Genomic DNA, 16,262 nt, shown 5'->3' with positions numbered 1-16,262 from the left:
GACATGACCGTGATCGGCGTGATCGGCGCCGGCGTGATGGGCGTCGGCGTGGCCCAGAACCTCGCCCAGACCGGCCACGAGGTCGTCCTGGTCGACAAGGACGAGCGCATCCTCGCGGACGCGCTGGCCACCATCGGCCGCAACGCCCGGATGAGCCGCCTCATGGGCGGTCCCGCCCTGGACCCCGACGAGATCCTGTCGAGGATCACCACCGCCGTCGGCGCCGCCGGCGCGGCCAAGGCGAGCCTCGTCATCGAGAACGTGACGGAGAACTGGGACGTCAAGCGCGAGGTGTACGAGACGCTCGACGCCGAGTGCGGGCCCGACACCGTCTTCGTCGTCAACACCTCGGCCATCCCCATCACCAAGATGGCGGCCGTCACCGGCCGCCCCGACAAGGTCATCGGCGTGCACTTCATGAACCCGGTGCCCGCCAAGCCCGTCGTGGAGCTGATCCCCGGCTTCCACACCTCGCCGGAGACGATCCAGCGCACCAGGGACCTGCTGACGGCGATGGGCAAGAAGGCCGTCGACGTCAAGGACTCGTGCGGCTTCATCTCCAACCGGGTCCTCATGCTGACCGTCAACGAGGCCGCCTACCTGGTGCACGAGGGCGTCGCCGACGCCGAGTCGGTGGACGAGGTGTTCCGCGGCTGCTTCGGCCACCCGATGGGCCCGCTGGAGACCGCCGACCTGATCGGCGTCGACACCATCCTCTACAGCGTCGAGGTGCTCTACGAGCACTACGCCGACAGCAAGTACCGCCCCTGCCCCCTGCTCAAGCAGATGACCGACGCCGGCCTGCACGGACGCAAGTCAGGCCGCGGCTTCTACACCTACACCACCCAGAGCTGAAGGAGTCACCCATGTCCAGCAAGACCCAGATCCTCGACTTCATCCGCGGCCGTTACCCGCAGGCGGAGATCGACGAGTCGCAGGACATCTTCGCGCTCGGCTTCGTCAACTCCCTGTTCGCCATGGAGCTCGTCATGTTCGTCGAGAAGACGTTCGGCGTCACCATCCCCAACGAGGAGCTGCGCATCGACAACTTCCGCACCGCCGACGCCATGTCCGCGCTGGTGGCGCGGCTCACCTCCGACCTGGCCGTCGCGTGACCCTCACCAGCACGGCGCCCGCTCCGGCGGGCGCCGCCCCCGTCACCGGCCGCAGCTCGGCCCGCGCGTTCGTGGACACCCACGTCGTGCCGTACGCCGACGCCTACGACAGCAGCGGGCGCGTCCCCGAGGACCTGCTGCGACGGGCCGCCGAAGCCGGGCTGTGGGACCCGCTGTCGATGGACATGGTCACGCTCGGTGAGGTGCACGAGGAGGTGGGCCGGGGCTGCTCGTCGCTGCGCAGCCTGCTGACCGTGCACACGATGGTGTCGTGGACGCTGCGCCGCTGGGGCACCGACGCGCAGCGCGACCGCTGGTCGGCGCCGCTCGCCGCAGGGGACGCGCTCGGCGCGTTCTGCCTGTCGGAGCCCGGCGCCGGCAGCGACGCCGCCGGCATCACCACCACCGCCACCCAGACGGGCGACGGCTGGGTGATCGACGGGGTGAAGACGTGGACGACCGGCGGCCAGCGGGCCGACGTGTTCCTCGTCTTCGCCCGCACCGCCACCAGCATCGGCGCCTTCCTGGTGCCGAGGGACACGCCGGGCGTGACGGTCACGCCGATCGACGACATGCTCGGCACCCGCGCGTCCATGCTGGCGACGATCACGTTCGACGGCGTCGCCCTCGGCCCCGACGCGCTGCTCGGCCCGAGCGGGTTCACCGCCGGCATGGTCCTCACCGGCACCCTCGACCTGGGCCGCTACAGCGTCGCCGCCGGGTCGCTCGGCATCGTCCAGGCGTGCCTGGAGGCGTCGGCCGACTACGCCGCCCGCCGCGAGGTCGGCGGCCGGCCCCTGGCCGAGCTGCCGCTCATCCAGGCCAAGCTCTCCGACATGGTCACCGACGCGCGGGCGGCCCGGCTGCTCGTCGCCGAGGCCGGCCGGCTCAAGGACGCCGGCGAGTCCGCCACGATCATGGCCACCTGGGTGGCGAAGTACTTCGCCTCCACCGCCGCGGCCAGGCACGCCTCCGAGGCCGTCCAGATCCACGGCGCCAGCGGCTGCGCCCCCGGCTCCCCGGTGGCGCGCTTCTACCGTGACGCCAAGGTCATGGAGATCATCGAAGGCAGCAACGAGGTCCAGCGGATCACCATCGCCGGCCAGGCAGAACGGGAGACGACCAGATGACCGTGACCACCGAGCGGCCAGGCGCGCTGCCCGCCAAGCCCGCCCGCGGCCGCATCAAGTGCATCGTGTGGGACCTCGACAACACGCTGTGGAACGGCGTTCTGCTGGAGGACGGCGACGTCACCGTGCGCGCCGCCGTGGTCGAGCGCATCCACGAGCTCGACCGCAAGGGCGTGCTGCACTCCGTCGCCAGCAAGAACGACCACGACGCGGCCATGGCCAAGCTGCGCGAGCTCGGGCTGGAGGACATGTTCCTGCACCCGCAGATCAACTGGAACGCCAAGTCGGAGTCCATCAAGGTCATCGCCAAGGCGCTCAACCTCGGCCTGGACGCGTTCGCCTTCGTCGACGACCAGGAGTTCGAACGCGCCGAGGTCGCCCACGAGGTGCCCGACGTCACCTGCGTCGACATCCTGGACCTGGAGGAGGCGCTGGCCAGGCCCGAGTTCCGGCCCCGGTTCGTCACCGACGAGTCGGCCCAGCGGCGCGCCATGTACCAGGGCCAGATCGCCAGGGACGAGCTGGAGCAGGAGTTCGTCGGCACCAGCGAGGAGTTCCTCGCCGGGCTCGGCATGACGTTCACCATCGCGCCCGCCCGCCGGGAGGACCTGCAGCGGGCCGAGGAACTGACCGTCCGCACCAACCAGCTCAACTCCACCGGCCGCACCTACTCCTACGACGAGCTCGACGCGCTGCGCGAGTCACCCGACCACCTGCTCCTCGTCGCCTCGCTCACCGACAGGTTCGGCAGCTACGGAAAGATCGGGCTGGCCCTGGTGGAGAAGGAGGAGAAGAGCTGGCGGCTGTGCATGATGCTCATGTCGTGCCGGGTCATGTCCCGCGGCGTGGGGATGGTGCTGCTCAACCACATCCTGCGGCTGGCGGCCGAGGCGGGCGTCGCCGTCCGCGCCGACTTCGTGGAGACCGGCCGCAACCGCATGATGCAGATCACGTACGCCTTCGCCGGGTTCAGGGAGGTGAGCCGGGACGGCGCGCAGGTGGTGCTGGAGGCCGACCTGGACGCCGTGCAGCCGCCTCCCGCCTACGTGAAGCTGGAGATCGCCGAATGAGGGACCGACCATGACCGTCCATGATCTGACCAGCGACGACGTGCTCGTCCGCTGGCTGCCGTTCCGGACGCTCACCGGGGCCGAGCCGGGGGCGCTGCCGCTCTACTGCCTGCCCCACGCCGGCGGCGCCGCCTCGGCGTTCCGGCTGTGGCAGCGCAAGCTCCCGGGCGTCGCCGTCCAGCCGGTGCAGCCGCCCGGCCGGGAGGGGCGGCACAAGGAGCCGCCGTACCTGAGCATGCCGGAGCTCGTCTCCGACCTGGCCGACGTGGTGCTCGCCGACGTCGAGCTGTCGGCCGCCGGCCGCCGCTACGCCCTGTACGGGCACAGCCTCGGCGGGCTGGTGGCCTTCGAGCTCGTCCGGGAGGTCCGGCGGCGCGGCGGGCCGGAGCCGGTGCACCTGTTCGTCTCCGGCGCCGACGCCCCGCACGTCACCTACGAGCCCGGCCCGCCGGTGCGCGGGATGAGCGGGCCCGAGGTCGTCACCCTGCTGCGCCGGCTCGGCGGGACGCCCGAGTGGCTGCTGTCCGACCCGGAGGCGCTGGCGATGATCCTGCCGGCCGTCCAGGCGGACTTCACCGTCAAGGAGACGTACGTGTACCAGGAGGAGCCGCCGCTGGACGTGCCGATCTCGGCGCTGCCCAGCGCGTCGGACCCCCGGGTCGCGCCGGAGAAGGTGGCGCGCTGGCGCGACCAGACGGCCGCCCCGTTCGCGCTGCACCCGTTCGACGGCGGCCACTTCGCCGTCTTCGAGCAGGCGGCGCGCACGCACCGCCTCGTCGCCCAGGCGCTGCGCCCGTGGGTGTGACCAGCCGGCGGGTCTGGGGGGACCCGCCGGCCCCACCCCCCACGGCGTCCGCCGAACCCTCCGGCCCCCGCACGCCGCGCACCCTCCCGAGGTCGCGCGCCGCCGTGCGGGGGCCCGCTCCTTCCGGGAACGCCGGGAACGCCGGCGTGGCGGCCCGGGTGTCGCCGGTGGGAGTCCCCGGCGGTGGGGTGCGGGTGTGGCGGGTCGATCTGGACCGGCCGGACGCGGCCCGGGGGTGGCGGCTGCTGTCCCAGGAGGAGCGCGAGCGCGCGCTGGGGTTCGCGGACGGCGGGGAGCGCCGCCGTTACGTGGTGGCGCACGCGGCGCTGCGCGCGATCCTGGGGCGGGCGCGCGGCGCCGACCCGGCGGGGCTCGGGTTCGGCCGGGACGAGGCCGGGCGGCCGTGCCTGGCGGACGGCGGCGGGCCGGACTTCAACCTGTCGCACTCCGGCGGCTGGGCGCTCGTCGCCGTCGCCCCGCCGGGCGGCCGGGTGGGCGTCGACGTGGAGCGCGTCCGCGCCGACGCCGACCACCTGGCCCTCGCCCGGCGCTTCTACCAGCCCGAGGAGGCCGACCGCGTGCGCGCCGAGGGCCCGGACGCGTTCTTCCGCCTGTGGACCGTCAAGGAGGCGTACGTGAAGGCGTCCGGCGCCGGCCTGGCCGCCCTGAGTGACGTCGTCGTACGCGAAAGGAGCGCGACGCACGCCACCGTGCTGTCACGCTCCTCGCGCTTCCCCGAGTGCCACGCCCACCGGCTGGACGTGGCCCCCGGCTACAGTGCCGCCGTGGTGGTCACGACCGCTTGGACACCGGCACCACGTACCGGCTGAACACCAGCTCGCGCAGCACGTCGTCGCCGCCCTCGACGATCGACACGTACCGCATGTCCCGCAGCAGCTTGCCGATGACGGACTCGTGCGTGTAGCCGAGCCCGCCGAACATCTCCGACGCGGTCGAGGCGATCTGCCACCCCGTCTGCCCGCAGAACATCTTCGCCGTCAGCGCCTGCTTGAGCGTGCCGAGCCGCAGGAACTCCTCGCCCGCGTCCGGCCGGGCGGCGATGGCGTCGTAGGCGCGCGCCGCCGCCAGGCACTGGTTGGCCATGACCTCGATCTGCATCTCCATCTGCCCGAGCCGGCCGGCGAACACGGCGTTGCCGGTCAGCGGCGCCCCCTTGACGGTCTTGGCGGCGCCGTACTCCATGCACACGTCACGCACCCGACGGGCGATGCCGAGGGCGGTGGCCGCGATGAGGATGCGGCTGGCGTTCAGCCCCACCTCCAGCAGCCGCAGCCCGTTGCCGCGCAGCACGTTCGCGGCCGGGACGCGGACGCCCGACAGCGACACCTGGTAGGTCGCCGACGAGCGCAGCCCGATCACGTCCCAGCGCTTGTCCACGGTGATGCCGGGCGTGTCGCGCGGCACCAGCACGGCCAGGTAGCCGGCCGGGTCGTCCTGGGCGCGCGCCACGACGACGAGGAAGCGGGCGAAGTCGGTGTTGGTGGAGAACGCCTTGGTCCCGTCGAGGACGACGTCGCCGCCCTCGGTGCGCGCGGTCGTGGTGATCCTGGCCAGCTCGCTGCCCGCGGCGTGCTCGCTGCCGAGGGTGGCGGCGAAGCCGTTGGTCGCCACGAGGTCGCCGAGGTGGCGCTTGGCGAGCTCCTCGCTGCCGTACCACGTCACCATGCTCGTGGTCAGGATCGGGATGAACAGGGTGAAGGCCACCCCGGCGTCGGCGTAGGCGAGCTCGGCGGTGATGCGCACGCTCTCCTCCAGCCCGAGGCCGGGCCCGCCTGCCTCCTTGGGCAGCCACCAGTTGGCCAGGCCGGTGGCGCCGAACCGCTCGTACAGCGGCAACGGCGCCTCGGCCAGCGAGTCCAGGTACGCGTCCTTGCCCGCCAGCTCGCGGCGGGCGAACCCCTGCACGGTCCTCAGGTACGCGGGCTGCTTCATGGGTCGCTCACTCCTGTTCGTCGCGGGCGTCGAGCAGCTCGGCGAGCTGGCGCACCGTCGGGCACTCCAGCAGGCCGGTGACCGGCACCGACGCGTTCAGCGCCTTGCGGACGCGGGTGGTGAGCTCGATGGCCAGCAGCGAATGCCCGCCGAGCTCGAAGAAGTTGTCCAGGGCGCCGATCGGGTCGATGCCGAGCACGCGGGACCAGATCGCGGCCAGCGTGGCCTCGGTGCCCTCGCGCGGCTCCACGTAGGCGTTGTTCAGCTCGGGGCGCGGGTGCCGCTCCTGGTCGTCATCGTCGTCGCCGGCCTCGTGGATGTCGCCGGTGACCCACTGGGCGATGCGGGCGTCCAGGGAGCCGGTCGAGATGACGAAGTGGCCGGCGTGCCCGGCGGCCGACAGCGCCCGCTCGAACACGTCCACGCCCTCGGCGGGCGTCATCGCGTAGTCGACGACGGCGCCGCTGTGGCCGGCCACCCGGTCGGGGTCGATGTTCCAGGTGTCCCAGTCGACCGTGACCCACCGCCCGCCGCCGCTGGTGCGGGCCACCCGCACGTACGCGTCGAGCGCGGCGTTGGCGGCGGCGTACGGGCCGAGCGTCATGCCGCCGAGCACGGCCGCGATGGACGACAGCGTGATGCGCCGGTCCGGGCAGTGGTCGCCGAGCACCTTCTGCAGCACGTGGAATCCGGTCACCTTGGCCGCCAGGTGGGCGTCGCACTGCTGGCGGTCCATCAGGTGGGCGAAGTTGAAGTAGGCGCCGTCCTGCACGCCGGCGCCGTGCACGACGACGTCGATGCCGCCGAACCGCTCGACCGCCTCGGCCACGACGGCGCGCATGCGCTCCTCGTCGGCCACGTCGGCCGACAGGGCCAGCACCGTCGCGCCCCGGCTCTCCAGGTCGCGGATGTTGCGGATGTGGCGGGCGGTCCGCTCGCCGCCGGGCGGCACGTCCGCCAGGTAGGCGTCCCACTCCTGCCGGGGCGGCAGCGGGGAGCGGCCGGTGAGCACCAGCCGGCAGCCGTACGCGTCGGCCAGGTGGCGCGACAGGACGAGCCCGACGTCGCCGAGGCCGCCGGTGATCAGCACGGTGTCGCCGTCGCGGAACGGCCGCCGCGCCGGGTCCGGCTCGGCGATGGGGAACGGCTCGTAGTGGCGCAGCCACGTCTCGCCCGCGCGCACGGCCATCGGGCCCTCGTGCTCGCAGACGGCCGCGGCCAGCGCGGCCTCCACCCCGCCGGCCAGGTCGCCCAGGTCGGCCAGGTCGTCGAGGTCGTCGAGGTCGTCGAGATCGACGTGGCGGCAGCGCAGGCGCGGGTTCTCCTGCTGGAGGCTGGGGGCGAGCGCCGCCAGCGTGGCGTGCTCGGGGTGGCGCAGCTCGGCCCCGGCGACGTTCACCGCGTGGGAGGTGAGCAGGACCAGCTCCGCCCGGGGCGCGGACCCGGTGTTGTCGACGAGCTCGCGGGCCAGCTCCAGCGCCGAGTAGAAGCCGCGGTCCTGTTCGGCGGCGAAGTGCGCCACCGGATCGGCGCCGGGTCCGGGCTCGGCGGCGGCCAGGCTGAAGCCGTGCACGATCGCGCGCGGGCTGACGACCAGCGAGTACAGCAGTTCGGCGAGGTCGCCGGCCTTGCCGGAGCGGATGGTGAAGCTGCCGTCGTCGTGCTGCTCGAACCGGTCGCCGTCACGCACGGCGGTCACCTCGGCCCCGGCCCGCGTCAGCCGCTCGACCAGGGCCTCGCCGCGCCCGTCGGCGGTGAGCACCAGCCACGGCCCGGCCTCGCGCAGCCGCTCGTCGAGCCCTTCGGCGGGCAGCGGGCGCTGCTTCCACGACGGCAGGTGGGTCCACCGCGACCGGTCGAACGTCTTGCCCTCGCCCGCCGGCTGGCGCTGCTGCCCGGTGGGCGGCTTGACCCAGAACCTGCGCCGCTGGAACGGGTAGGTCGGCAGCTCGACGCGCCGCCCCTCGCCGCCGTGCAGCTTGGCCCAGTCGACGACGCTGCCGGCCAGCCAGAGCCGCGCCAGCGCCGACAGCAGCCACGAGGCGGCGTCCACGCCCTCCTCGGGGGTCACCGTCAGCTCCACGGCCTGCGCGTCGCCGTCGACGACCTGGACGCCGATCCCCGTGAGCCCGTCGGCCAGCGCGCTGAGCGCCTCGTCCCGTCCCGCCGTCCCGGCGGGGGCGGGCTGGCCGAGCACCGAGGACGCCGCCGCGCGCAGCTCCGCCCACCAGGAGTCCGGGGTCCCGTCCTCCGGCGCGGCCAGCCGTACCTTGGGGTTGCGCCGCTGGGTCTTGCCGTCGATCCAGCGGGACGGGTCGGCCAGCGCGGCGAGCGCGTCGTCGCGGTCGCGGCAGACGACGGCGCGGCGCAGCGCGAACGCGCCCCGCGACACCTGGAGCGTGAACGCCACGTCCGCCAGGTCGGAGCGGTCGCCGGTCAGGTGCCGGCGCAGCCGCTCGGTCAGGTCCGTCAGCGCCTGGTCGTCGGCGGCGGAGAACACCAGCAGGTGCGGGCCGGGCCTGGCGGGCCGCTCCGGCCGGGGCGGCGCCTGCTCCATCACCACGTGCGCGTTGGTGCCGCCGAGCCCGAACGAGCTCACCCCGGCCCGGCGCGGGTGCGGGCCCTCCGGCCAGGGCCGGTTCTCGGTCAGCACGGTGAAGCGGTCGCGCGCCGACGCCAGCGCCGGGTTCGGCGTCTCGTAGCCGGGCGTGCCCGGCAGCAGCTCGTGCTTGAGAACGAGCGCGGCCCGCATCAGCCCGGTCACGCCGGAGGCGCGGTCGAGGTGGCCGAGGCTCGGCTTGACCGACCCCAGCACCGTCGGCGTCTGCCCGGCCTGCGTGAACACCCGGCTCATCGCCGCCAGCTCGATCGAGTCGCCCAGCATGGTGCCGGTCGCGTGGCACTCGACGTAGCCGACGGTCTCCGGCTTGACCCCGGCCACGCCGAGCGCCGACTCGATCACCTCGGCCTGGCCGTCCACGCCCGGCGCCGTGTAACCGGCACGCAGCCGGCCGTCGTTGTTGGACGCCGACCCGAGGATCACCGCGTGGATCACGTCGCCGTCGGCCAGCGCGTCGGACATGCGCTTGAGCGCCACCGCGCCCGCGCCGCTGCCCATGACCGTGCCGCCCGCCTCGGCGTCGAAGCTGCGCACCCGCCCGTCGGGCGACATGATGCCGCCCTGCTCGTACAGGTAGCCGGCGGGCTGGGGGAGCGGCGTGAACGCGCCGCCCGCCACGGCCACGTCGCACTCGTAGGTGAGCAGGCTCTGGCACGCCAGGTGCACGGCCACCAGCGACGTCGAGCAGAACGTCTGCACCGACACCGACGGCCCGCGCAGCCCCAGCTTGTAGGAGACCAGCGAGGCCAGCGAGTCGCGCTCGTTGCCGACGGCCATGAGCAGCGCGCCGCCCGGCTGCGAGGTGAGGTGCTGGATGTTCTGCACGACGTAGTCGGGGAAGCCGCAGCCGCCGAACACGGCGACCTGGCCGGGCACGTCCGTCGGGCAGTAGCCGGCGCCCTCCAGCGCCTCCCACGAGCACTCCAGGAACAGCCGGTGCTGCGGGTCCATCGTCTCGGCCTCGCGCGGGTTGATGCCGAACACCCCGGCGTCGAACCGGTCGAGCCCGTCCAGCGGGCCGCCGACGCGCACGTAACGCGGGTCGGCCAGCGTGCCCGGGTCCACCCCGGCCTCGCGCAGCTCCTCGTCGGTGATCGTCCGCAGGCCCTTGACGCCCGCCAGCAGGTTGTCCCACAGCTCGGCGACGCCCGAGGCGCCCGGGAAGCGCCCGGACATGCCGATCAGCGCGACCGCGGAGTCGTAGTCGGTTCCGGTCATGATGTCCTTCCGCTCCTGAGCATGTTGCGCCGCTGCGCGATCCTGGACCGCTGCTGCTCGCGGGCCTCGGCCGGCTGCTCGCCCGCCTCCTCGCCCGCCCTGGCCGCCTCGGCCAGCGAACTGATCGTCGGGGCCTGGTAGAGGATGTGCGGCGGCAGGTAGGACAGCTCCAGCGCCTTGCGCACCTCGGCGATGATCTCCATGCCGAGCAGCGAGTTGCCGCCGAGCTCGAAGAAGTTGTCGTGCACGCCGACCTGCTCCAGGCCCAGCGCCTCGATCCACACCTGGGCGATGGCCTCCTCGGCGGGCGACTGCGGCTCGACGTAGGCGGTCGACAGGTCGGGTCTCGGGTGGCGGCCGAAGGCGTCGCGGATCTTCTTCACCGTCGCCTGGTGGCTCTCGATCGACGAGCGGCGGCTCATCGCCACCATCGGCGCGAAGTCCTGCGTGGACGCGACCACGTGCCGCTCGCCGCTGGCCAGCGCCCGCAGCAGCGTCTGCCAGCCCTGGTCGAAGGTGAGGCCGAAGTTCTCCCGGTACCACTCGAAGTACTGCCGGGAGCCCTCGTCGTAGTTGTCGAGCCCGTCGGTCCAGCCGTTCCACGTCCACTCGCACCAGTCGATGGAGGTGACGGTCACGCCGGGCAGCGGGTCGCTGAGCGCGAAGGAGTCCAGGAACGCGTTCGCCGCGCAGTAGTCCACCTGGCCCGCGCCGCCGCCGGTCGCCGACGTCGTGGACGAGAACAGCGCCAGGAAGTCCACCGGCCGCTCGCGCAGCACCTCGGCCAGCGCCAGCGTGCCGGCCACCTTCGGCGCCAGCACCCGGTCCATGTCGGCGACGGTCTTGAACTGCATGAGGCCGACCGCAGGCACGCCCGCGCAGTGCAGGACGCCGTTGAGCTCGCCGAACCGCTCCACCGCCGCCTCGACGGCGCGGCGTACGTCCTCCACGCGGGAGACGTCGCCCGCCACGGTGAGCACGGCCGAGCCGGCCGCCTCCAGGCGGCGCAGGCCCTCGAGCCGCCTGCGGACCTCGCCCGCGGCGTTCCCGGCGGCCAGGATCGACTCCCACTCCTCGCGGGGCGGCACGGGCGTGCGGCCGAGCAGCACCAGCCGCGCCCGGTACTGCTCGGCCAGCCTCTCGGCCATCGCCAGGCCGATGCCGCCGAGCCCGCCGGTGACCAGGTACACGCCGCCTTCGCGGACGCGCGCCGCGGGCTCGGCCGCGTCGATGACGGCGGCGTCGAGCACCTCGTAGTCGGGGATCCAGCGGCGGCCGCCGCGCAGCGCGACCACCTGGTCGGCCGGGTCGGCGCGCAGCTCGGCGAGCAGCGCGGCCGTGACCGAGCCGGGGTCGAGGTCGATCAGCCGGGTGCGGGCCTTGGGGTACTCGACGGGGATCAGCCGGGTCGGGCCGAGCAGGGTGCCGCTCGCGGCGTCGACGCGGTCGCCCGGGTGCACGCGGTGCGCGCCGGTGGTGACGATGTCCAGGCTCCAGCCGGGCAGTCCCAGGTCGCCGGAGGCGCGGGCGAAGGCGACCAGCGTGTGCAGGCCGCGCCGCAGGCTCTCGCCGATGGGCCGCTCGCCGCCGGCGTTCCACAGGTGCACGACCCGTTCGGGCGTCCAGTCGCGGCCGGTCAGCTCGCGCAGCGCCGAGACGGCGTCCTCGGGCGAGCCGGGCCGCACCCGCAGCCCGTCCGGGCCGCTGGAGAACTCCTCGCCCGGCCGCACCAGCACCACCTCGCGGCCGGTCGCCGCCAGGTGCGCCAGCAGCGGCGCGGCCAGCGCGTCCGCGGCGCCGTCGTCGGTGTAGACGAGCCAGCGGGACGCCTCCTCGGCCACCGGCGGGCGGGTCGTGGTCTCGCGCCAGACGGGCGCGTGGATCCACCGCGTGTCCGGCAGCCGGGGGTAGGCCTTGGCGATGCTCTTCGGGTCGCTCTCGTCGAACGCCGCCGCGCCACCGCCGCCGCCCAGCGCCGACTCGTCGATCTCCAGCCAGTAGTCCTGGTGCTCGAACGGGTAGGACGGCAGCGGGACGCGGCCGGGCGTCCAGCCCTCGTGCAGCGCCGCCCAGTCGACCGGCACGCCGGTCAGCCACAGCTTGGCCACCGCCGTGGCCAGCGCCGCGCCCGCGTCCTGCGTGTCGCCGGCGGCGGGCAGCGTGGTGACGATGAGCGGCCAGCGGCCGCGCTCGCAGGCCGGGTGGCCGCGCGTCAGCGCGCCCAGCGACTGGCCGGGCCCGATCTCGGCCAGCGCCAGCTCCGGGATGCCCAGCACGTGGTCCAGGCCCGCCCCGAACTCGACGGTCTCGCACATGTGGCGCGCCCAGTAGCCGGGGTCGGTCACGTCCTGTGCCGTCGCGGGCGCGCCCGTCACGTTGCTCAGGTACGGCAGCGCGGGCGGGCGCAGCGTGATGTTGTCGGCGATCCACGCGGTCAGCTCGGCGGCGACCGGCGCGAGCATCCGCGAGTGGAAGGCGTGCGTGGTCTCCAGCCGCCGGTGGCCGATCTTGGCCTCCAGCAGCCGGGCCGCGGCCGCCTCGACCGCGTCCACCGGCCCGGCCAGCACGAGCTGGGAGCCCGCCCGCACGGCCACGTCCAGCTCGCGCATGCCGTCGTCGCCGAGCAGCGCGGCCAGGCGCCGCTCGTTCGCCGAGACGGCCAGCATCGCGCCCTCGGGCTGGGAGGTGATGAGCTTGGCCCGGTAGGCGACCAGCCGCAGCGCGTCGGGCAGCGACAGCACGCCCGCCAGGCAGGCGGCGACGTACTCGCCCAGGCTGTAGCCGATCATGATCTCGGGGGTCAGCCCCCACCGCATGAGCCGGCGCGCCAGCGCGTACTCGGCGACGAACACGGCGGGCTGCACCAGGTGCGCGTCCGTCGTGGAGCGCGGCGCGCCGCCCGTGGCCCGGCCCAGCAGCCTGGCCAGGTCGCTCTCCTGCTCCGCGGCGGGCCCGGCGGGCGCGAACACGTCCGAGAGCTGCTCGGGGCCGGTGAGCCCGAGCACGGCCAGGCACTCGTCCACGTCCGCGCGGAAGCCCGCGTCCTCGGCGTAGAGGGAGGCCACCATGCCCGGGTACTGCTCGCCGACGCCGGCGATGAGGAAGCCGACCTTACGGCCGACCGTCGCGTCCGTACGGCCCAGCGGCCCGGCCGGGTCGGCCAGCAGCTCCGCCGCCTGGCCCGCCGAGTCGGCGACCACGACCTTGCGGTGGTTGAACACCTTGCGCCCGGCCTGCAGCGTGTACGCAACGTCGGCCAGGTCGTCGGCCGTGGCGGCCAGGTGCTCGGCCAGGCGGGCGCAGGAGCGTTCGGCGGCGGCGGCCGAGCGGGCCGACACCGGCAGGATCTGCCAGCGGTGCGGGCGGGCCGGCCGCTCGGCGGGCAGCGGCGCCTCGGTGACGATCGCGTGCGCGTTCGTGCCGCCCATGCCCAGCGAGCTGATGCCCGCGATGCGCGGCCGCTCGTCGCTGCGCGGCCACGGCGTCGGCTCGGCGGTGACGCGGAACGGGCTGGCGGCGAAGTCGATCTCGGGGTTGGGGGAGCGGTAGTGCAGCGTGCCGGGGATCAGCTCGTTGCGCAGCGACTGGACGACCTTGATGAGCCCGGTCACGCCGGAGGCCCGGTCCAGGTGGCCGACGTTCGGCTTGATCGAGCCGAGCACGCAGTACTGCTTGCGCTCGGTCTCGCCGAACGCCCGGGTCAGCGCCGCCACCTCCATCGGGTCGCCGACCTCGGTCGCGGTCCCGTGCGCCTCCACGTAGGAGATGTCGGCCGGGTCGACGCCCGCGCGCGCCAGCGCCGACGACACGCAGCGCCGCTGGCCGTCGATGCTGGGCGCCAGGTAGCTGAACTTCATCGCGCCGTCGTTGTTGATCGCCGAGGCGCGCAGCACGGCGAAGACCGTGTCGCGGTCGGCGACCGCGTCCGAGAGGCGCTTGAGCGTCACCACCGCGGCGCCGTCGCCGAACATGCTGCCCCGGCCCTCGGCGTCGAACGTGCGCACGTGCCCGTCGGGCGACTCCTGGCCGCCCTCCTCCCACAGGTAGCCGATCCGGTCCGGGATGCGCACCGACACGCCGCCGGCCAGCGCCATGTCGCACTCGCCCCGGCGCAGGCTCTCGCTCGCCAGGTGCACCGCGACCAGCGACGTCGAGCAGAACGTCTGCACCGAGATGCTGGGCCCGTTCAGGTCGAGGCGGAAAGAGACGTTCGTGGCCAGCGAGTCCTTGTCGTTGCCGATCATCAGGGCGGAGGTGTCGATGCCCATCTCGAACGCCCTGAGCCGGGTCAGCAGGTAGCCGCTGATGTTCATGCCGGCGAACACGCCGACGCTGCCGCGGTTCTCGGGGGCGGCGTACCCGGCCGTCTCCAGCGCCTCCCACACGCACTCCAGGAAGATGCGCTGCTGCGGGTCGGCGAGCGTGGCCTCGCGCGGGTTGTAGCCGAAGAACCCCGCGTCGAAGCCGCGGATGTCGTCCAGGATCGGCCGCGACCTGACGTAGTTCGGCTGCTGGAACGTGGCCGGGTCGACGCCCGCGCTGATCAGGTCCTCGTCGGAGAAGCGCGTGAACGACTCCACGCCGGTGCTGATGTTGCGCCAGAACGTCCCGATGTCGGTCGCACCGGGGAAGCGCCCGGCCATGCCGATGATCGCGATGTCGCCCGGTGAATGTCCGTGATCCATCAACCTGCCTCTATTCACTGGAGTTGCGGTACTCACAACAGCCCGCCACGGCCCCAGCCGCGGGCGAGCCTGCGGGCGGCGAACACGCCCGACAGCAGGCCGATCGCCAGCACGACGCCCGCCGGGCGCAGCGTCCCCGCCACGTCCCCGGCGACCGCGGACTGCATCATCACCAGCGCCCAGTAGCCGGGCGACGCGTGCGCGGCCAGCTGCGCCCATTCGGGCATGAGGCTCAGCGGGACCAGCGCCCCGCCCAGCGAGCTGAGCGTGAGCGCCCCCACGTCGGAGATGACGCTGAGCTCGCCGTGGCTGCGCACCAGCGTGGCCAGCGCCGCCCCGATCGCCAGCAGCGCGAACGCCCAGATCAGGATCGCCAGGAACACGAGGTGCGGCATCGACGGCACGGGCAGCCCGATCGCCAGGCAGCCGTAGACGAGCAGGATCGCCTGCTGGGCGACCATCACCACGAACAGCGGCAGCGTCTTGCCGACGAGCAGCTCGGCGGCCGGGGCGCGGGTCACCCGCAGCCGGTCCCAGGTGCGCCAGGTGCGCTCGGACAGGATGGCGTTGCCCGCCAGCGAGATCGCGAAGACGGAGAACATGACCATGAGGCCGGTGGCCACCTGAGTGGCGCCGCCGTCCAGCGCCCGCACGTACAGGGGCTTGAGCACCAGCATGAGGACCATCGGCATGGCCACGTAGCTGATCATCTGGCCCGGGTCGCGCAGCCGCAGCGTCATGTTGTGCCTGGCCAGGGCGCCGATGCGGTGCGCGGACCCGAGCAGGGAGCCGAGCCGGCCCGGGCCGGGACGTGAGACGTCAAGGAGCATCGTGGACCGCCAGGGATCGGTAGAGGTCGTCCAGGGAGGCGTTGCGCACGTCGACCGAGCTGATCGGCCGGTCGGTGCGGTGCAGCAGGTCGATGAGCGTCGCCGCCGGGTCGGAGGTGGAGATCCTGATCTCCTCCTCGTCCTCCAGCGTCACCCGCACCTCGCCCGGCAGGTCCCTGGCCAGCTCCTCGTAGGTGCCGCGGGCGATGACCCGGCCGTCGCGCGCCACCGCGATCGTGGCCTGCAGCTCGGTCAGCTCCGGCAGGTAGTGGGTGGTGTAGACGACGGCCGCGCCCTCGCCGGCGCGCTGCTTGACGACGTCGAGCATCGCCTGCCGGGTCTCCAGGTCGGCGCCCGCGGTGGGCTCGTCCAGGAGCAGCAGGGCGGGCCGGTGCACGAGCGCGGTCGCGGCCTGCGTGCGCCGCTGCTGGCCGCCCGAGAGCTTGCCGGCCCGGCGGTCCATCAGGTCGGTGAGCCGCAGCATCACCGCGAGGTCGTCGATGGCCGAGCTCAGCGCGGCCCGGCGCAGGCCGGACAGCCTGCCGTACAGTTCCAGGTGCTCGCGGACGGTCGCCGACGGATAGAGCGCGAGATGCTGGGGCGCCACGCCGACCTGGCCGCGTACGGCGGAGGGCGGCTTGCCGTCGATGGTCACCGTGCCGCCGTCCTGGCGGATCAGGTGCGACACGATCTCGACGAAGGTCGTCTTGCCCGCGCCGTTGTGTCCCAGAAGCCCGACGATCTCTCCGGCGGCCACGCTCAGCGTGAATCCGTCGAGTGCCTGGATTTCGCCATACCGTTTGACGAGGCCGGTTGCCACCAGCAACGTGTCACCT

General features: G+C 73.7%; 11 protein-coding genes. 6 read left to right on the top strand and 5 right to left on the bottom strand.

Annotated elements, in window-relative coordinates; all coding sequences use genetic code 11:
• Positions 1-3 precede the first annotated feature (3 nt).
• The 6 genes from ACBI99_RS21705 to ACBI99_RS21680 all read left to right on the top strand — a co-directional run bounded on the left by ACBI99_RS21705 (position 4) and on the right by ACBI99_RS21680 (position 4,950).
• Positions 4-855, top strand: a complete 852-nt coding sequence (locus ACBI99_RS21705; RefSeq protein WP_219507382.1) for a 3-hydroxyacyl-CoA dehydrogenase family protein — start codon at positions 4-6, stop codon at positions 853-855.
• Positions 856-866: 11 nt separating this feature from the next.
• On the top strand, positions 867-1,115 hold the full coding sequence (locus ACBI99_RS21700; RefSeq protein WP_219507381.1) for an acyl carrier protein: 249 nt from the start codon (positions 867-869) through the stop codon (positions 1,113-1,115).
• The gene (locus tag ACBI99_RS21695) at positions 1,112-2,245 is read left to right on the top strand and encodes an acyl-CoA dehydrogenase family protein (protein WP_375073258.1); all 1,134 of its coding nucleotides are present in this window, start codon (positions 1,112-1,114) and stop codon (positions 2,243-2,245) included. The genes ACBI99_RS21700 and ACBI99_RS21695 overlap by 4 nt, the downstream gene beginning before the upstream one ends.
• A complete protein-coding gene (locus ACBI99_RS21690) occupies positions 2,242-3,315 on the top strand; it encodes an HAD-IIIC family phosphatase (protein ID WP_357589573.1) in 1,074 nt (357 codons plus the stop codon). Before ACBI99_RS21695 ends, ACBI99_RS21690 begins: the two co-directional genes overlap by 4 nt.
• Positions 3,316-3,325: 10 nt before the next feature.
• Positions 3,326-4,120: a thioesterase domain-containing protein gene (locus ACBI99_RS21685; protein ID WP_357589575.1), complete on the top strand. Its 795-nt coding sequence runs from the start codon at positions 3,326-3,328 to the stop codon at positions 4,118-4,120.
• 146 nt (positions 4,121-4,266) lie between these two features.
• Complete coding sequence (locus ACBI99_RS21680) at positions 4,267-4,950, top strand: 4'-phosphopantetheinyl transferase family protein (RefSeq protein WP_375073256.1); 684 nt, start codon at positions 4,267-4,269, stop codon at positions 4,948-4,950.
• Here the strand turns inward: ACBI99_RS21680 and ACBI99_RS21675 are convergent.
• From ACBI99_RS21675 to ACBI99_RS21655, 5 genes are read right to left on the bottom strand one after another with little or no spacing between them, the layout of a single operon-like run.
• Positions 4,913-6,073, bottom strand: a complete 1,161-nt coding sequence (locus tag ACBI99_RS21675) for an acyl-CoA dehydrogenase family protein (protein ID WP_357589578.1) — start codon at positions 6,071-6,073, stop codon at positions 4,913-4,915. The two genes, ACBI99_RS21680 and ACBI99_RS21675, sit on opposite strands and share 38 nt — an antisense overlap.
• A 7-nt stretch (positions 6,074-6,080) precedes the next feature.
• Positions 6,081-9,911, bottom strand: coding sequence for an SDR family NAD(P)-dependent oxidoreductase (locus tag ACBI99_RS21670; protein WP_375073255.1), 3,831 nt, complete (start codon positions 9,909-9,911; stop codon positions 6,081-6,083).
• Positions 9,908-14,596: an SDR family NAD(P)-dependent oxidoreductase gene (locus tag ACBI99_RS21665; RefSeq protein ID WP_357589582.1), complete on the bottom strand. Its 4,689-nt coding sequence runs from the start codon at positions 14,594-14,596 to the stop codon at positions 9,908-9,910. Before ACBI99_RS21665 ends, ACBI99_RS21670 begins: the two co-directional genes overlap by 4 nt.
• Before the next feature lie 32 nt (positions 14,597-14,628).
• The gene (locus tag ACBI99_RS21660) at positions 14,629-15,426 is read right to left on the bottom strand and encodes an ABC transporter permease (RefSeq protein WP_219507370.1); all 798 of its coding nucleotides are present in this window, start codon (positions 15,424-15,426) and stop codon (positions 14,629-14,631) included.
• Entirely contained in the window at positions 15,416-16,246 is an 831-nt protein-coding gene (locus ACBI99_RS21655; protein WP_308125846.1) for an ABC transporter ATP-binding protein, read from the bottom strand. The genes ACBI99_RS21660 and ACBI99_RS21655 overlap by 11 nt, the downstream gene beginning before the upstream one ends.
• Positions 16,247-16,262: the final 16 nt, after the last annotated feature.

This window comes from Nonomuraea sp. ATR24 (genome assembly GCF_041950485.1).
Lineage (GTDB): Bacteria > Actinomycetota > Actinomycetes > Streptosporangiales > Streptosporangiaceae > Nonomuraea > Nonomuraea ceibae.
Note: the sequence above shows the minus strand (reverse complement) of the source record. Positions and strands in the feature narration are given on the sequence as shown.